This window comes from Shinella pollutisoli (genome assembly GCF_024609765.1).
GTDB lineage: Bacteria > Pseudomonadota > Alphaproteobacteria > Rhizobiales > Rhizobiaceae > Shinella > Shinella pollutisoli.
This window is the reverse complement of sequence record NZ_JANFDG010000005.1, coordinates 1-13,706: the sequence shown is the minus strand read 5'-3', so window position 1 is coordinate 13,706 and position 13,706 is coordinate 1. Positions and strand designations below refer to the sequence as shown.

Annotated in this window: 15 protein-coding genes and 1 pseudogene; 12 read left to right on the top strand and 4 right to left on the bottom strand. The window is 68.9% G+C overall.

Features of this window, described 5'->3' with window-relative positions:
- Positions 1-24: 24 nt before the first annotated feature.
- On the bottom strand, positions 25-2,151 hold the full coding sequence (locus NNZ72_RS05445; protein WP_257314214.1) for a molybdopterin-containing oxidoreductase family protein: 2,127 nt from the start codon (positions 2,149-2,151) through the stop codon (positions 25-27).
- A 50-nt stretch (positions 2,152-2,201) separates the two neighbouring features.
- Between NNZ72_RS05445 and NNZ72_RS05440 the strand changes: the two genes are divergently transcribed.
- From NNZ72_RS05440 to NNZ72_RS05425, 4 genes are read left to right on the top strand one after another with little or no spacing between them, the layout of a single operon-like run.
- Complete coding sequence (locus NNZ72_RS05440) at positions 2,202-3,059, top strand: 23S rRNA (adenine(2030)-N(6))-methyltransferase RlmJ (protein ID WP_257313787.1); 858 nt, start codon at positions 2,202-2,204, stop codon at positions 3,057-3,059.
- A 49-nt stretch (positions 3,060-3,108) separates the two neighbouring features.
- Complete coding sequence (locus tag NNZ72_RS05435) at positions 3,109-3,504, top strand: hypothetical protein (protein ID WP_257313785.1); 396 nt, start codon at positions 3,109-3,111, stop codon at positions 3,502-3,504.
- A gap of 3 nt (positions 3,505-3,507) precedes the next feature.
- Entirely contained in the window at positions 3,508-4,209 is a 702-nt protein-coding gene (locus NNZ72_RS05430; RefSeq protein ID WP_257313783.1) for a ribonuclease T2 family protein, read from the top strand.
- Between the two features lie 15 nt (positions 4,210-4,224).
- A complete protein-coding gene (locus tag NNZ72_RS05425; protein ID WP_257313782.1) occupies positions 4,225-4,815 on the top strand; it encodes a glutathione S-transferase in 591 nt (196 codons plus the stop codon).
- Positions 4,816-4,873: 58 nt separating this feature from the next.
- On the opposite strand, the gene NNZ72_RS05420 is transcribed toward NNZ72_RS05425, so the two are convergent.
- On the bottom strand, positions 4,874-5,512 hold the full coding sequence (locus NNZ72_RS05420; RefSeq protein WP_257313779.1) for an outer membrane protein: 639 nt from the start codon (positions 5,510-5,512) through the stop codon (positions 4,874-4,876).
- Positions 5,513-5,869: 357 nt separating this feature from the next.
- On the opposite strand from NNZ72_RS05420, the gene NNZ72_RS05415 reads away from it, so the two are divergent.
- From NNZ72_RS05415 to NNZ72_RS05395, 5 genes are all read left to right on the top strand, one after another.
- The gene (locus NNZ72_RS05415) at positions 5,870-6,634 is read left to right on the top strand and encodes an SDR family oxidoreductase (RefSeq protein ID WP_257313777.1); all 765 of its coding nucleotides are present in this window, start codon (positions 5,870-5,872) and stop codon (positions 6,632-6,634) included.
- Positions 6,631-8,667, top strand: coding sequence for an excinuclease ABC subunit UvrC (uvrC, locus tag NNZ72_RS05410; protein WP_257313775.1), 2,037 nt, complete (start codon positions 6,631-6,633; stop codon positions 8,665-8,667). Before NNZ72_RS05415 ends, uvrC begins: the two co-directional genes overlap by 4 nt.
- A gap of 100 nt (positions 8,668-8,767) precedes the next feature.
- Positions 8,768-9,370: a CDP-diacylglycerol--glycerol-3-phosphate 3-phosphatidyltransferase gene (gene pgsA, locus NNZ72_RS05405; RefSeq protein WP_257313773.1), complete on the top strand. Its 603-nt coding sequence runs from the start codon at positions 8,768-8,770 to the stop codon at positions 9,368-9,370.
- 1 nt (position 9,371) lies between these two features.
- Positions 9,372-9,626, top strand: a complete 255-nt coding sequence (gene moaD, locus NNZ72_RS05400; RefSeq protein WP_257313770.1) for a molybdopterin converting factor subunit 1 — start codon at positions 9,372-9,374, stop codon at positions 9,624-9,626.
- A gap of 4 nt (positions 9,627-9,630) precedes the next feature.
- On the top strand, positions 9,631-10,083 hold the full coding sequence (locus NNZ72_RS05395; RefSeq protein ID WP_257313768.1) for a molybdenum cofactor biosynthesis protein MoaE: 453 nt from the start codon (positions 9,631-9,633) through the stop codon (positions 10,081-10,083).
- A 4-nt stretch (positions 10,084-10,087) separates the two neighbouring features.
- On the opposite strand, the gene NNZ72_RS05390 is transcribed toward NNZ72_RS05395, so the two are convergent.
- A complete protein-coding gene (locus NNZ72_RS05390) occupies positions 10,088-10,984 on the bottom strand; it encodes a branched-chain amino acid ABC transporter permease (protein WP_257313765.1) in 897 nt (298 codons plus the stop codon).
- A gap of 47 nt (positions 10,985-11,031) precedes the next feature.
- Here NNZ72_RS05390 and NNZ72_RS05385 point away from each other — a divergent pair, with 47 nt between their 5' ends.
- The 3 genes from NNZ72_RS05385 to NNZ72_RS05375 all read left to right on the top strand — a co-directional run bounded on the left by NNZ72_RS05385 (position 11,032) and on the right by NNZ72_RS05375 (position 13,589).
- Complete coding sequence (locus tag NNZ72_RS05385) at positions 11,032-11,586, top strand: CGNR zinc finger domain-containing protein (protein ID WP_257313762.1); 555 nt, start codon at positions 11,032-11,034, stop codon at positions 11,584-11,586.
- On the top strand, positions 11,583-12,080 hold the full coding sequence (locus NNZ72_RS05380) for a hypothetical protein (protein ID WP_257313758.1): 498 nt from the start codon (positions 11,583-11,585) through the stop codon (positions 12,078-12,080). Before NNZ72_RS05385 ends, NNZ72_RS05380 begins: the two co-directional genes overlap by 4 nt.
- A 63-nt stretch (positions 12,081-12,143) precedes the next feature.
- Positions 12,144-13,589: a hypothetical protein gene (locus NNZ72_RS05375; RefSeq protein ID WP_257313753.1), complete on the top strand. Its 1,446-nt coding sequence runs from the start codon at positions 12,144-12,146 to the stop codon at positions 13,587-13,589.
- A gap of 26 nt (positions 13,590-13,615) precedes the next feature.
- Here the strand turns inward: NNZ72_RS05375 and NNZ72_RS25580 are convergent.
- Positions 13,616-13,706: pseudogene (locus tag NNZ72_RS25580) on the bottom strand (IS200/IS605 family transposase); the annotation flags it as partial.

Here is a 13,706-nt window from a genome sequence, read left to right as displayed (position 1 = left end):
AGGGTCCTTGGGCAGTCGGGGAAATCAGGCCTTTTGCAGCCAGACGCGGTTGTCGTGGAAGGCCGCGCCGCCATAGGGGGCGACCGGATCGGCGCCGGTGAGCACGTTGATGCCCTCGCCGTCGAGATGGGCGTCGTTCGGCCAGATGCCCTCGGCGATCAGCACGCCGGGCTTGGCGGCCTCGGTGACCTTCGCATGCAGGCGGATGTCGCCGCGATCGTTGCCGAGGCGCACGACGTCGCCCTCGCCGATGCCGTGTCGCGCCGCGTCTTGCGGATGGATCATCACCTCCGGCCGGCCTTCCCGCTCGCGCGAGCTCTTCATCTCGGTGAAGGAGGAGTTGAGGAAGGTGCGGGCGGGCGAGGTGGCGAGGCGGAAGGGATGCGCCTCGTCCGCTACCTCGATCACCGCCACGTAGTCCGGAAAGACCGGCAGCGCCTCGTGCGGGCCGAAGGCGCCGAGCGATTTCGGCGGCCGGTTCGGCGCCGGCGTCCCGGTCCAGTCCGGGCGGAAGCGGAACCTTCCGTCGGGGAAGTTGAAGCCCTTGAGGAAATGCGCCGTCTCGAAATCCGGCTGGCAGTCGATCCACCTCTCCTCTTTCAAGCCGTCGAAATCGAGGTCGTAGTGCGGCAGCATGCGGGTGATGTGCTCGCGCTCGCAAAGCCCGAAGCCCGGCCGGTCGGCGACGCCGAGGCGCTTCGCCAGCTCCTCGATGACGAAGAGATTGGTGCGCACGGTCGGCGGCGGCTCCACCAGCTTGGGGCCGAGCAGGATGTGGCTCTGGCCGCCGCCGCGATAGATGTCGTCGTGCTCGACGAACATCGTGGCGGGCAGCACGACGTCGGCGAGCCTGGCCGTATCGGTCATGAACTGCTCATGCACGGCGACGAAGAGATCGTCGCGCAGGAAGCCGCGCTTCACCAGCCGCTGCTCGGGCGCGACATTGGCCGGATTGGTGTTCTGGATCAGCATGGCGGTGACGGGGCCGCGATGGCGCAGCGCCACGGCGTCGCCCGTCAGGATCCTGCCGATCTGCGACTGGTCGAGCATGCGGATGTCCGGATCGGCGACGCCGATCAGCTCGCTCTTCCTCAGCCGGAAGATGTCGGAATTGCTGTGGAAGGCCCCGCCCCCCTCGTATTGCCAGGAGCCGAGCACGGTCGGCAGCGACAGCGCCGCATGCATCGACACCGCCCCGTTGCGCCCGCGGGTGAAGCCGTAGCCGAGGCGGAAGAAGGTGCGCTTCGTGCGGCCGACGAGTGCGGCGAAGGCCTCGATCTCCTCCACCGTCAAGCCCGTGATCTCCGCCGCCCAGACGGGGTCGCGGGTCGAAAGATGCGCCTCCAGCCCCGCCGGATCGTCGGCGTATCTCGCCATGTAGGCGCGGTCGGCATGGCCGTCGCGGAAGGCGACGTGCATGGCGGCGCAGGCGAGTGCCGCGTCGGTGCCAGGGCGCAGCTTCAGCGCCATGTCGGCCTGCTTCATCGTCGGATTGTCGTAGACGTCGACCACGACGATCGGCGCGCCGCGCTCCTTGCGGGCCTTCACCGCATGGGTCATCACGTTGACCTGGGTGGAGACCGGGTTGGTGCCCCAGATGACGATGCAGTCGGACGTCGCCATCTCGCGCGGGTCCGGGCCCCTCAGCGTGCCGGCGCCCATGGTGAAGCCGGTCCAGGCGGTGTTGGTGCAGATCGAGCCGAAGAAGCCGGAATAGCGCTTGGCATGGCGCAGGCGGTCGATCGAATCGCGCTGCACCAGCCCCATCGTGCCGGCGTAGTAATAGGGCCAGACGGCCTCGCTGCCATGCGCCTGCTCGGCCCTGACGAAGGCCTCCGCAACGGCGTCGAGCGCGGCCTCCCAGGAGATGTCGGCCCAGTCGCCACCGCCCTTCTCGCCCTTGCGGATCATCGGCTTCATCAGCCGGGCGGGATGGTAGAGGCGCTCGGCATAGCGCGAGACCTTGGCGCAGACGACGCCCGCCGTGTAGCTGTTGTCGGCGCTGCCCTTGACGCGGCCGATGCGGCCGTCGGCGCCGATCTCCACGTCCAGCGCGCAGGTGGAGGGACAGTCGTGCGGGCAGGCCGAATGGCCGATCCGGGCTTTTCCGAGATGGGGGGTCGCAACGTTCATGGCTTTTCTATAGGACAGGGCGGGAGCGACCAAAAGGCATATCTTTCCAAGACAGGCGCGGGAGCGGCATGAACTATCGCCATATCTATCACGCGGGCAATTTCGCCGACGTCCTGAAACATGCCGTGCTCGCCCGCCTCGTCACCTACATGCAGGGCAAGGACAAGGCCTTCCGCGTGCTCGACACCCATGCCGGCATCGGCCTCTACGACCTTGCGAGCGAGGAGGCGCAGAAGACCGGCGAATGGCGGGACGGCATCGGCCGCCTCCTCGAGGGCGACATGCCGCCGGACGTCGCCGAGATCCTTGCACCTTATCTCGAAGTCGTTCGCAAACTGAATCCGGACGGGGGGCTAAGCCGTTATCCCGGCTCGCCGAAACTCGCGCGCATGCTGTTCCGCCCGCAGGACCGGCTGTCGGCGATGGAGCTGCATCCCGACGACTACGAGACCCTGCACCGCCTCTTCGACGGCGACTTCCAGAGCCGGATCACGCGGCTCGACGGCTGGCTCGCGCTCGGCGGCCACCTGCCGCCGAAGGAGAAGCGCGGCATCGTGCTGGTCGACCCGCCCTTCGAGGTCGAGGGCGAGTACGAGCGGCTGGCCGAGGGGCTGGAGAAGGCCTGGCGGCGCTTTCCCGGCGGCGTCTACTGCCTGTGGTATCCGCTGAAGAAGGGCGCGCCGGTCGCAGCCTTCCACCAGGCGCTGAAGGAAAGCGGCATCCCGAAGATCCTCTGCGCCGAACTCTCGGTGAAGAGCGACCGCGAGCCGGGACTGGCGGGCTCCGGCCTCGTCGTCGTCAATCCGCCCTATACGCTGAAGGGCGAGCTCGACGTGCTGCTTCCCTTCCTCAGGGCGCGGCTGGCGCAGGACCGCTTCGCCTCGGCGCGCGCCTTCCGGATCGCCGGCGAGGCGAAGTCCTCTTGACCGGAACGGCAAGGCCGAAGCAATGTCGGGCGAACATCGGGAGACGACCATGAAGCCAATCCTTGCGGCGATCGCCGCGCTGCCGCTCGCCGGGTTCGCGGCGCCGGCGGCAGCGGGCGGCGCCTGCGGCGAGCCGGCCGTGCTGGAGACCATCGCGCGGGACTTCGCACGCCACGCGCCCGTCTACCAGGGCATCGATGCGACGATCGACGCGATCGACGGCATCCGCCTGACGCGCGCCGAGCCGCGCACGGCGGACATCTCGTCCGTCGAGCGGCACTATTGCCACGCCGACATCGCGCTCTCGGACGGCGGGCGGCACGATCTCTGGTACCTGGTGGAGCACGGCATGGGCTTCGCCGGCTACGGCCTGCATGTGGAATTCTGCGTCGCCGGCCTCGATCCCTGGCACGTCTACGGCGCCGCCTGCCGGTCCCTGCGCTGATCCATGCCGCGATTCCTGCCGTCCGCCGCAGCCGGGCTCGCCCTTCTCCTCGCCGCCTGCGGCGAGGAGCAGCCGGCCGGCGGCCATGCGGAGACCGCGCCGGCGCATGAAAGCCGGGCGGCGACACCGCTCGGCAAGGGCTTCGACTTCTACGTCCTGTCGCTCTCCTGGTCGCCGAGCTGGTGCGCGGAGAACGACGCGGGCGGCGGCGGCGAGCAGTGCCGCAAAGGCGGCGGATACGGCTTCATCGTGCACGGCCTGTGGCCGCAATACGAGCGCGGCTATCCGGAATTCTGCCCGACGCGCCAGCCGGACCGGGTGCCCGACGCGCTCGGCCGCACCGTCATGGACATCATCCCCTCGATGGGCCTGATCGGCCACCAGTGGCGCAAGCACGGAAGCTGTTCGGGCCTAGGCCAGAAGGACTATTTCTCCGTCGTGCGCGCCGCGCGCGAGCGCATCGCCATCCCGCCCGGGCTTGCCCGCATCCGCGCGACGGAGCGCATGAGCCCGGAGGCGGTCGAGCAGGCCTTCCTTACCGCCAATCCCGGCCTGGCGCGAAAGGGCGTCGCCGTCACCTGCGAGGACGGGCGCCTCGCCGAGGTCCGCATCTGCCTGACGAGCGACCTTGCCTTCCGCCCCTGCCCCGAGGTCGACCGCGCCGCCTGCCGGGCGAAGACCGTCGAACTGCCGCCGATCCGCTGAAACAGGACCACGCCCATGAAGATCTTCTCCTCCGACCTCTCGCCCTATTCCACCAAGGTCCGCATGGCCGCGCACTATGCCGGCCTTGCGGCGACGACCGTCTCCGTCGACACCAATGCCGATCCGGCCGAGCTCATCGCCGCCAATCCGCTCGGCAAGATCCCGGCCCTCCTCACCGACGAGGGCCTGGCGATCTACGACAGCCGCACGATCATGCACTATATCGACCGGCAGACGCGCGGCTCGCTCTACCCGCGCAACGCGGCCAGGCGCACGGAGGTGGAGATCCTCGAGGCGACCGCCGACGGCGTCTGCGACAGCCTGCTTGCCATCGTCTACGAGCGCCGCATGCGGCCGGAGGAGAAGGTGCACCAGCCGTGGATCGACCGGCAATGGGCGAAGGTGGAGCGCGCGCTCGACCATCTGGAGGCCAACATGCCGCGCCTCGGCCGGAAGCCGCATGCCGGCCATTTCGCGCTCGCCGCGATGCTGCGCTACATCGAGCTGCGCTTTGCCGGCAAGTGGCAGCGCGGCCGGCCGAAGCTGAAGCGCTTCCTCGCCCGCTTCGAGGCGGTGTTCCCCGACTACGCCCTGTTCAAGGGCTGACGGAAACGCGAAAGGCCGGGCTTTCGCCCGGCCTTTCCGTATTGCGCGACCGCAGGGATCAGAACTTCACGCCGAGGCCGACGCGGACGCTGTGGTCGTTGAGGCCCGAGCGGACGTTGCCGCTGTCGAGGTTGAAGTCCTTCTTGCCGTAGTCGCTGTAGCGGTACTCGACGCGCGCCGTGATGTTGTTGGTCACGAAGGCTTCCGCGCCGACGCCGGCCGTCCAGCCGTAGAGGGTGCGGTCGTCCTTGCTCGTGGCGTCCTCCATCTGGGCGTTCGAGGCGGCCACGCCGGCGGTGCCGTAGAGCAGGACCGGGTTCAGGTCGACGCCGACGCGGGCGCGGACCGAACCGTTGAGACCCTGCTGGGCCTCGCGCACGGCGTTGCGGGAATCGATGCCCGAATAGTTCAGGTCGCCTTCGCCGCCGTAGACGATCTGGCCGCTCTGCATGTTGTAGCCGCCGTAGACGCCGCCGCCGGCACCGTAGGCCTTGTTGCCGCTCTGGCGCTTGAAGACGCCCTTCTGCCAGCTCGCCGTACCGCCCGCATAGGCGCCGGCCCAGTTGCCGACGGCCGGCTCGGAATATTCGGCGGCCGGAGCCTGCGGAATGTCCATGACCGCATCGGCGGCCTGGGCAGCCTGGAAGGCGACGAGCGAAAGAGCCGAAGCCGCCAGCGTGGTGATGAGTGTACGCATGCCATTCTCCTTTACTAAACGATGCCCGCCGAGCGAGGTCGGCGAGGCATCGCCACTTGAATTCGTCCCGCCCGGTTGAGAGGAAATTGAATAAAGATTGAGGAATTGAAAGAGCGAAAATGTGAAATTATCGAGGCAGGCATGCGGCAGGAATTGGATGTGACTTTCCCGTAACAGGCGATTTGTTAACCATAAAATCAGAAAGTCTATTATTATTGAAAATACACATGGAAATACTTGAAAGTAACTTCCGACGTTAATTTTTCCGCAATCAATTGCCCGAGGGAGTTTAAGCCTGCGCGTTCTTGTCTATATCTTTTGCCGGTTGATCGAATGAATCGGCAGGACGGACTTTTCTTGAAGACGCATAAAAAAACCGCCCTCGTGACGGGCGGCGCGAGACGCATCGGCAGGGCCATCGTGGAAGACCTCGCCGCCCACGGCTTCGCTGTGGCGATCCACGCGAACCGATCGCTCGCCGAGGCCGAGGCGCTGGCGCGCGCGCTCGCGGAGCGCGGCCTTTTGGCGGCGGTCGTGCAGGGCGACCTTGCCGACGGGAAGGCGACGGCAGGGCTCGTCGAGAGCGCCCGCGCGGCGCTCGGCCCGATCGGCCTCCTCGTCAACAACGCCTCGCTGTTCAAGCCGGACACGGTGGAGGATTTTTCCGACGCGCTGTGGGAGCGGCATTTCGCCGTCCACGTCAAGGCGCCGTCGATCCTCGCCCGCGACTTCGCCCGCCAGCTTCCGGACGGCTGCGAGGGAGCGATCGTCAACATCATCGACCAGCGCGTCTGGAACCCGACGCCGCGCTACTATTCCTACACGCTGTCGAAGTCGGCGCTGTGGATGGCGACGCGGACGATGGCGCAGGCCTTCGCGCCGAGGATCCGCGTCAACGCCATCGGCCCGGGCCCGTCGCTGCCGAACGAGCGGCAGGACGATGCGGCCTTCCAGGCGCAGGTCGAGGGGCTTATCCTGAGGCGCGGGCCGCGACTCGACGAGTTCGGCCGCACCGTGCGCTTCCTGTTCGAGACGCCCTCGATCACCGGGCAGATGATCGCCCTCGACGGCGGCCAGCACCTCGCCTGGGAAACGCCGGACGTGGCGGAGATTGCGGAATGAACAGCCGGAAGGTGGAGGATGGCGGCATCCTCTACGACGAGAACGAAACGGACGACGAGGACGAGCTTGCCCCCGAAGGCCCGGCCGCCGGCACCGCCACGCCCGGCATCGACTGGAACGAGGGCGGCGACGTGCCGGAGGGCCTTTCCGGCGCGGCGCTGATCCAGGAGCTCGTCAAGCGCCTGCCGAACAGCCCCGGCGTCTACCGCATGTTCAACGCGGACGGCGACGTGCTCTATGTCGGCAAGGCGCGCAGCCTCAGGAAGCGCGTCACCAACTACGCCCAGGGCCGCGGCCATTCCAACCGCATCGCGCAGATGATCCGCCTGACGGCGAACATGGAATTCGTCACCACGCGGACCGAGACGGAGGCGCTGCTTCTCGAGGCGAACCTCATCAAGCGCCTGCGCCCGCGCTTCAACGTGCTGCTGCGCGACGACAAGTCCTTCCCCTATATCCTCGTCACCGGCGACAGCCGGGCGCCGGCGATCTTCAAGCACCGCGGCGCGCGGAGCCGCAAGGGCGACTATTTCGGCCCCTTCGCCTCGGCCGGCGCCGTCGGGCGCACGATCAACTCGCTGCAGCGCGCCTTCCTGCTGCGCACCTGCACCGACAGCGTGTTCGAGACGCGCACGCGCCCCTGCCTGCTCTACCAGATCAAGCGCTGTTCCGCCCCCTGCACCTACGAGATTTCCGACGCCGACTATGCCGAACTCGTGCAGGAGGCCAAGGATTTCCTCTCCGGCAAGAGCCAGAAGGTGAAGGCGGAGATGGCGGCGGCGATGAACGCGGCGGCCGAAGAGCTCGATTTCGAGCGCGCCGCCGTCTACCGCGACCGCCTCGCCGCCCTTTCCCACGTCCAGAGCCACCAGGGCATCAATCCCTCCGGCGTCGAGGAGGCGGACGTCTTCGCCATCCACCACGAGGGCGGCGTCTCCTGCATCCAGGTCTTCTTCTTCCGCACCGGGCAGAACTGGGGCAACCGCGCCTATTTCCCCAAGGCCGACCCGCAGCTTTCCGGCAGCGAGGTGCTGAACGCCTTCCTCGCCCAGTTCTACGACGACAAGCCCTGTCCCCGGCAGATCCTGCTCTCCGAGACGGTGGAGGAGATCGACCTGCTCAGCCGGGCGCTCACGGAGCGCTCCGGCCACCGGGTGTCGATCCAGGTGCCGCAGCGCGGCGAGAAGAAGGACCTCGTCGACCACGTGGCCGCCAACGCCCGCGAGGCGCACGGCCGCAAGCTCGCCGAGACGGCCTCGCAGTCGCGCCTGCTCGAGGGCTTCGCCGCGACCTTCAAGCTGCCCGCCGTGCCGCGCCGCATCGAGATCTACGACAACTCGCACATCATGGGCACCAACGCCGTCGGCGGCATGGTGGTGGCGGGGCCGGACGGCTTCGTGAAGGGGCAGTACCGCAAGTTCAACATCCGCTCGACCGAGATCACGCCGGGCGACGACTTCGGCATGATGAAGGAGGTGATGACGCGGCGCTTCTCCCGCCTCATCAAGGAGGAAGGCCTGCCGGACCGCGGCGCCGAGGCGGGTGCGGACGCCGCCGACCTCCCCTTCCCCGCCTGGCCGGACGTGATCCTGATCGACGGCGGCCAGGGACAGATGACGGCCGTCCGGGCGATCCTGGAGGAGCTCGGCATCACCGACCAGGTGGTGGCGATCGGCGTCGCCAAGGGCGCCGACCGCGAGGCCGGGCGCGAGCGCTTCTTCATGAAGGGCGTGCCGGACTTCTCGCTGCCGCCGCGCGACCCCGTGCTCTATTTCGTGCAGCGGCTGCGCGACGAGGCGCACCGCTTCGCCATCGGCTCGCACCGGGCGCGGCGCAAGAAGGAGCTGGTGAAGAACCCGCTCGACGAGATCGCCGGCATCGGCCCGACGCGCAAGCGCGCGCTGCTCCAGCATTTCGGCACCGCCAAGGCGGTCTCGCGCGCGGCGATGAGCGACCTGATGGCCGTGGAGGGCATTTCCGAGAGCGTCGCCCGCCTCGTCTACAACCACTTCCACGAGGATGCGGCGCTCTAGCCGGGCACAACCGCAAATTCGCCACGAAAGGACGGAAACAACGGTTGACGGCACGCCCGCAAAGCCCTCATCTAGCGGAAACACCGAGACCGAAGAATCCATGGCTTCCCCCGCGTACAACATTCCGAACCTCCTCACCTATGGCCGGATCCTCGCCGTGCCGCTGATCGTGCTGTGCTTCTTCGTGGAGGGTCGGCTGCAGTCCTCGGACTTCGCGCGCTGGTCGGCCTTCTGGCTGTTTGCGGCGGCGTCGATCACCGACTATCTCGACGGCTACCTCGCCCGCATCTGGAACCAGACCTCGAACATCGGCCGGATGCTCGACCCGATCGCCGACAAGCTGCTGGTCGCCTCGGTGCTGCTGCTGATGGCCGCCGACCGGACCATCGCCGGCTGGACGATCTGGGCGGCGATCATCATCCTGTGCCGGGAGATCCTCGTCTCGGGCCTGCGCGAATATCTCGCCGGCCTCAAGGTCTCCGTGCCGGTGACGCGCATCGCCAAGTGGAAGACGGCGATCCAGATGGTGGCGATCGCCCTGCTGCTCGTCGGCCCCGCGCTCGACGACATCCCGCCCGAGGCCGCCGACACGGGGCTCGCCACCGGCATCGGCATCGGCCTGCTGTGGATCGCCGCGCTCATCACCATGTATACCGGCTACGACTATTTCCGCGCCGGGCTCAAGCACATCGTGGACGAGTGAGATGGCGCGGCTCGTCTACTTCGCCTGGGTTCGCGAGCGCATCGGCAAGGGCGAGGAGGAGATCGCGCTTCCCGCCTCCGTGCGCACCGGCGCCGATCTGATCGCCCATCTGAAGACGCTCGGCGAGGAATATGCCCATGCGCTGGAGCACGGCGACGTGATCCGCATCGCGATCGACCAGGAGCATGTCGAGCACGACGAACCGATCGCGGGCGCGCGGGAGATCGCCCTCTTCCCGCCGATGACCGGGGGCTGAGGCCGTGATCACCGTGCGCGTCGGGCCGGAGGATTTCGACGTCGCCGCCGAGACCGCCCGCCTGACCGCTGGCCGCGCCGACATCGGCGCCGTCGTCGCCTTCACCGGGCTTTGCCGGAACGAGGACGGACGGCTCTCGGGCCTGGAGCTGGAGCACTATCCCGGCATGGCCGAGGCGGAGATCTACCGCATCTGCGGCGAGGCCGTCGCCCGCTTCTCGCTTACCGCCGTCACGGCGATCCACCGGGTCGGCCGGATCGCGCCCGGCGAGAACATCGTCCTCGTGCTTGCCGCCGCCCCCCACCGCCACGCCGCCTTCGACGGCGCCTCCTTCGTGATGGACTACCTCAAGACCTCCGCGCCCTTCTGGAAGAAGGAGCATTTTACCGACGGCTCCGCGGGCGGCTGGGTAGAGGCGAAGGACAGCGACGACCGGGCGCGGGACAAGTGGTCCTGAGGCCTCACGGCACCGGCCGCTCGCGGCGGAAGAGGACGAGCAGCAGGACGAGGCCGGAGAAGATGACGAGATCGCGCCAGAGGACGGCGCCGTAGGCGCTCCACAGCGTCTCGGCGAGCCCCATCGCCGCGCCGCCGAGTGCCGCGTGCGCCGGCCGCCCCGCCCCGCCGATGGCGGCGACGAACAGCACCTTGACGCCGAAGACCAGCCCCGCGCCGAAATCCATCGTGCCGTAATAGGCGGTGGCGAGGATGCCCGCGAGGCTCGCGACGAGCGCCGCGCCGGCATAGGCGGACAGGAACACGGCGGCGGCGTCGACGCCGCAGAGCTCCGCCGCCAGCCGGTCCTCCGACACGGCGCGCCAGCGCCGGCCCCAGGCGGAGCGCGACAGGAAAAGGTGGCCGGCGGCGACGATGCCGGCCATCGCCGCGGTGTTCAGCATCTGCAGCATCGTCAGCGCCACCGGGAAGGCAGGATCGTCCCACAGCACGATCGGCGCCTCGAGGAGCGGCGGCAGCCAGAAGCTCCTCGTGTCGGCGGCAAGCCGCGCCGTCTCCATCAGCACCAGCACCACACCGAGCGCCGCGACCACCACGGTGTTGCCCGAGGAGAAGGCGAGCGGCCGCATGACATGGCGGCCGACGACGAGGCCCGCGCCGACGCCGTAGACGAGGCCCGCCGCCGCGCCGAGCGCAAGGGCCGCCGGCAGCACCAGCCAGAAGCCGCTCCAGCCGATGACCGAGAAGAGCACGAAGACCTGCCCAGCGAAGGCGAAGAGCGCGCCATAGGCGATGTCGGCCCGCCGCGTCACCGCGAAGGCGACGGAATAGCCGAAGGCGAGCACCGCATAGAGCGCGGCGACCGGCGCGGCGTTGGCGATCTGCTGCAGGACATAGGCCATGGCGGATTTATAACTGGTAAAATCGCTTTTGCCAGTTAGAATATGCCATGACCTTCGCCTGGACCCCGCACCGTTTCTCCGGCGGCTCGCTCGCCCTCGACGTGGCGAACTCGGTCGTGCTGCGCGACGATCCCGCCCGGCGGATCGACCGCTTCGCCGACCCGGCGCTGATCGGCGCCTTCGCCGGAGGCGCGAACCGGCACGGGGCGGAGCGCGACCGCTTCGGCCGGCTGGAGCCGGTCGCGGCCGATGCGCGTGAAAACTTCCTGGCGCTGCGCGAGGCGATCGACCGGCATTTTCGCGCGCAAGCGCGCGGCGACGGATCGCCCGCGCTGCTCGCCGACCTGCTGGAACGCGTCGCCGAAACGCTGCGCCGCTCCGGCGACCGGCCGCAGGCGCTCGACACGGCGACGGCGCGCTCGGCGCTGTCGCTCGTCGCGTTGTCCGAACCGGACCGGTTGAAGATCTGCCCGAACTGCCGCTGGCTCTTCCTCGACCGCAGCCGCAACCGCTCGCGCGCCTGGTGCGACATGGCCGTCTGCGGCAACCGCGTGAAGGCGAGCCGCCACTACCGCCGCCGCAGGAAGGAGATCCGCCCGTGAAGCCCCTCGTCGTGATCCTCGCCCTCCTGCTCGCCGCCTGCCAGCGCGAGGGCGGCGACGAGCCGCTGGTGCTCTCCGGCAAGCTCTTCGTCTTCAACTACCGGCTCGCCTATGCGACCTATCTCGTCACGCTCGACCGGGCGCAGCCCGTTCCGGAGGGCTCGGTGGTGCGGGCGGAGTTCGAGAACCCGGCCGGCGGCGCGCCGCTGACGCTGGAGCGCCGGCTCTTCGCCCACCAGCAGCGCGTGGTGCTGGAAAGCCCGGACGTCACCTGCGTGAGGAAGGACAGGCCGTACAAGGTCTCGATCGCCGTCGTCGCGCCGGACGGCGGGACGCTGCAGCGGCTCGAAACGACGGTGACATCCAGCGCCGACCAGAGCGGCACGCTCCCCGCCAAGGCCCTCGTCGTCGGCCCGGCCTACGAGAAGAACCCGGAGGTCTTCAGGGACGGCAAGGCGCCGGCGACATTCGAGATGGCGGCCTGCGACCGTTGAGCGAATAATCGCGAGCGCCCATGCGTTCCGCCCGAAAGGGTCTTTTCGGGACGGATGCGACACATGAGGCCTCTCCTTCTCCTCGCCGCCATGACCTTGGCCGCCCTGCCGGCACGGGCGCAGGACTGCCCCGCCGAGCCCGCCATCCTGGCGCTCTCCGACATGGTCCTCGCCGAGCGCGCCGCGCTGCCGAGACTGAAGGCCAGGGGCGCGGGCGCGGAGGCGGCCTATCTGAAGATCCGCTACGGACGCCTTCCGGCCGACAGGGCGCTCGACCTCGCGCGCGGGCTTCGCGCGGATGGCGTGCGCGAGGCCGCCGACCTCGCCGGCGCGCTGGAGGCGACGCATGGCGGCCTCGACGCCGTCGCAGCCTCGACCGGCAACCTGGCCGAGATCGGCACGCTCGTCTCGACGCTCCGCGCCGTCCTGCTCTACGGCGACGGCGAGAAGCTGCTCGCGGCCCTGGCGGCGCTCCCGGCGGAACGGCGCGAGACGGCAAGCCCGCGCATCGTCGCGGCGGTAATCGACCGGCCGGACGCGGAGAAGGCGGCGCTCGCCGAAGCCGCCGGCCGCCACGGCCTGCCCCTGCTGCAGGCGGGCCTGATCGCCACGCAGGAGAGCGCGGACGCCTGGACGGCCTTCGCCGAGACCCACCCCGACAGGGATCGGCTGGCCGATCTCACGCGCCTATGGAGCTGGGCGCCGGCGCTCGTCGGGCGCCCCGCCCTTCCGGCGGTCGCGGCCGTCGAGCCGGACGTCGCCCTGTTGCGCGAGAGCCTCCACGCCGCCCAGATCGCCGCGGCGCGCCAGCCGGAGCGGGATTTCCTCATGACCTATGTGAACCAGACGGGCGACACGGCCGCCGCCGCGAAGGCGGGCGCGGCGCTTGCCGCCGCCATCGGCGACGGCACCGTCCGCAGCAGGGGCACGTTCGACGCCGCCTGGCTCGTCGTCTACCGGGCGCTTCACGGCGCGGTCGACAACGTCCCGGCGATGGACGGCACGCTGGACATCGTCACCTTCACGTCGGCCCGCTACCCGCAGGCGAGCGGCGGGATTTCCGTGCGCGCCGTCATCGACCGGCTCCTCGCGGTCGAGGCGCTTTCGCCCTATCTCAGGGGAGAGACCGGCACGCTGCCGGCCATGCCGGCGGAGCTCGGCGCGCCGTTCCGCGCCGAATGGCCGCTCTGGACGGAGGTCGCGCAAGCGCTGAAGGGCGCGCCGCTTGCCGCCTTCGCGAAGGACCCGGCCAGGGCGGCGGTGGCGGCGGAACTTCTCCATGCGGCCGGCGAAAGCGGCCGGCTTGCCGACCTCGTCCTTTCGGTCACCGACACCGAAACGAAGATCGCGCTCGCGACCGACTTCTCGATGCGGCTCGACCGCGGCTGCGCCTCCCATTTCCACCATCGCGGCGAGGCGGTGCTGCTCGCCGGCCAGCCGATCTTCAGGTTCGACCCTGCAAAAGTCATGACCTCCACCAGAGGTGGAGGTTTGAAACGCTGCGCTTGAACCGCTAGAAGCGGTTTTGTTATAAGTTAGTAGCTACGATTAAAGAGGTCGGCAAAGTCGGAAGCTTTGTCGGCCTTTTCCTGATTACGGATATAACGTCTGACGACCTGCTGATCA

Excerpts from the sequence above, each read along its gene's own strand:
- NNZ72_RS05440 (WP_257313787.1), top strand. The coding sequence starts at position 2,202 with ATGAACTATCGCCATATCTATCACGCGGGCAATTTCGCCGACGTCCTG.
- NNZ72_RS05420 (WP_257313779.1), bottom strand. The coding sequence starts at position 5,512 with ATGCGTACACTCATCACCACGCTGGCGGCTTCGGCTCTTTCGCTCGTC.
- uvrC (WP_257313775.1), top strand. The coding sequence starts at position 6,631 with ATGAACAGCCGGAAGGTGGAGGATGGCGGCATCCTCTACGACGAGAAC.
- moaD (WP_257313770.1), top strand. The coding sequence starts at position 9,372 with ATGGCGCGGCTCGTCTACTTCGCCTGGGTTCGCGAGCGCATCGGCAAG.
- NNZ72_RS05425 (WP_257313782.1), top strand. The coding sequence starts at position 4,225 with ATGAAGATCTTCTCCTCCGACCTCTCGCCCTATTCCACCAAGGTCCGC.
- NNZ72_RS05385 (WP_257313762.1), top strand. The coding sequence starts at position 11,032 with ATGACCTTCGCCTGGACCCCGCACCGTTTCTCCGGCGGCTCGCTCGCC.
- NNZ72_RS05435 (WP_257313785.1), top strand. The coding sequence starts at position 3,109 with ATGAAGCCAATCCTTGCGGCGATCGCCGCGCTGCCGCTCGCCGGGTTC.
- NNZ72_RS05430 (WP_257313783.1), top strand. The coding sequence starts at position 3,508 with ATGCCGCGATTCCTGCCGTCCGCCGCAGCCGGGCTCGCCCTTCTCCTC.
- pgsA (WP_257313773.1), top strand. The coding sequence starts at position 8,768 with ATGGCTTCCCCCGCGTACAACATTCCGAACCTCCTCACCTATGGCCGG.
- NNZ72_RS05375 (WP_257313753.1), top strand. The coding sequence starts at position 12,144 with ATGAGGCCTCTCCTTCTCCTCGCCGCCATGACCTTGGCCGCCCTGCCG.
- NNZ72_RS05390 (WP_257313765.1), bottom strand. The coding sequence starts at position 10,984 with ATGGCCTATGTCCTGCAGCAGATCGCCAACGCCGCGCCGGTCGCCGCG.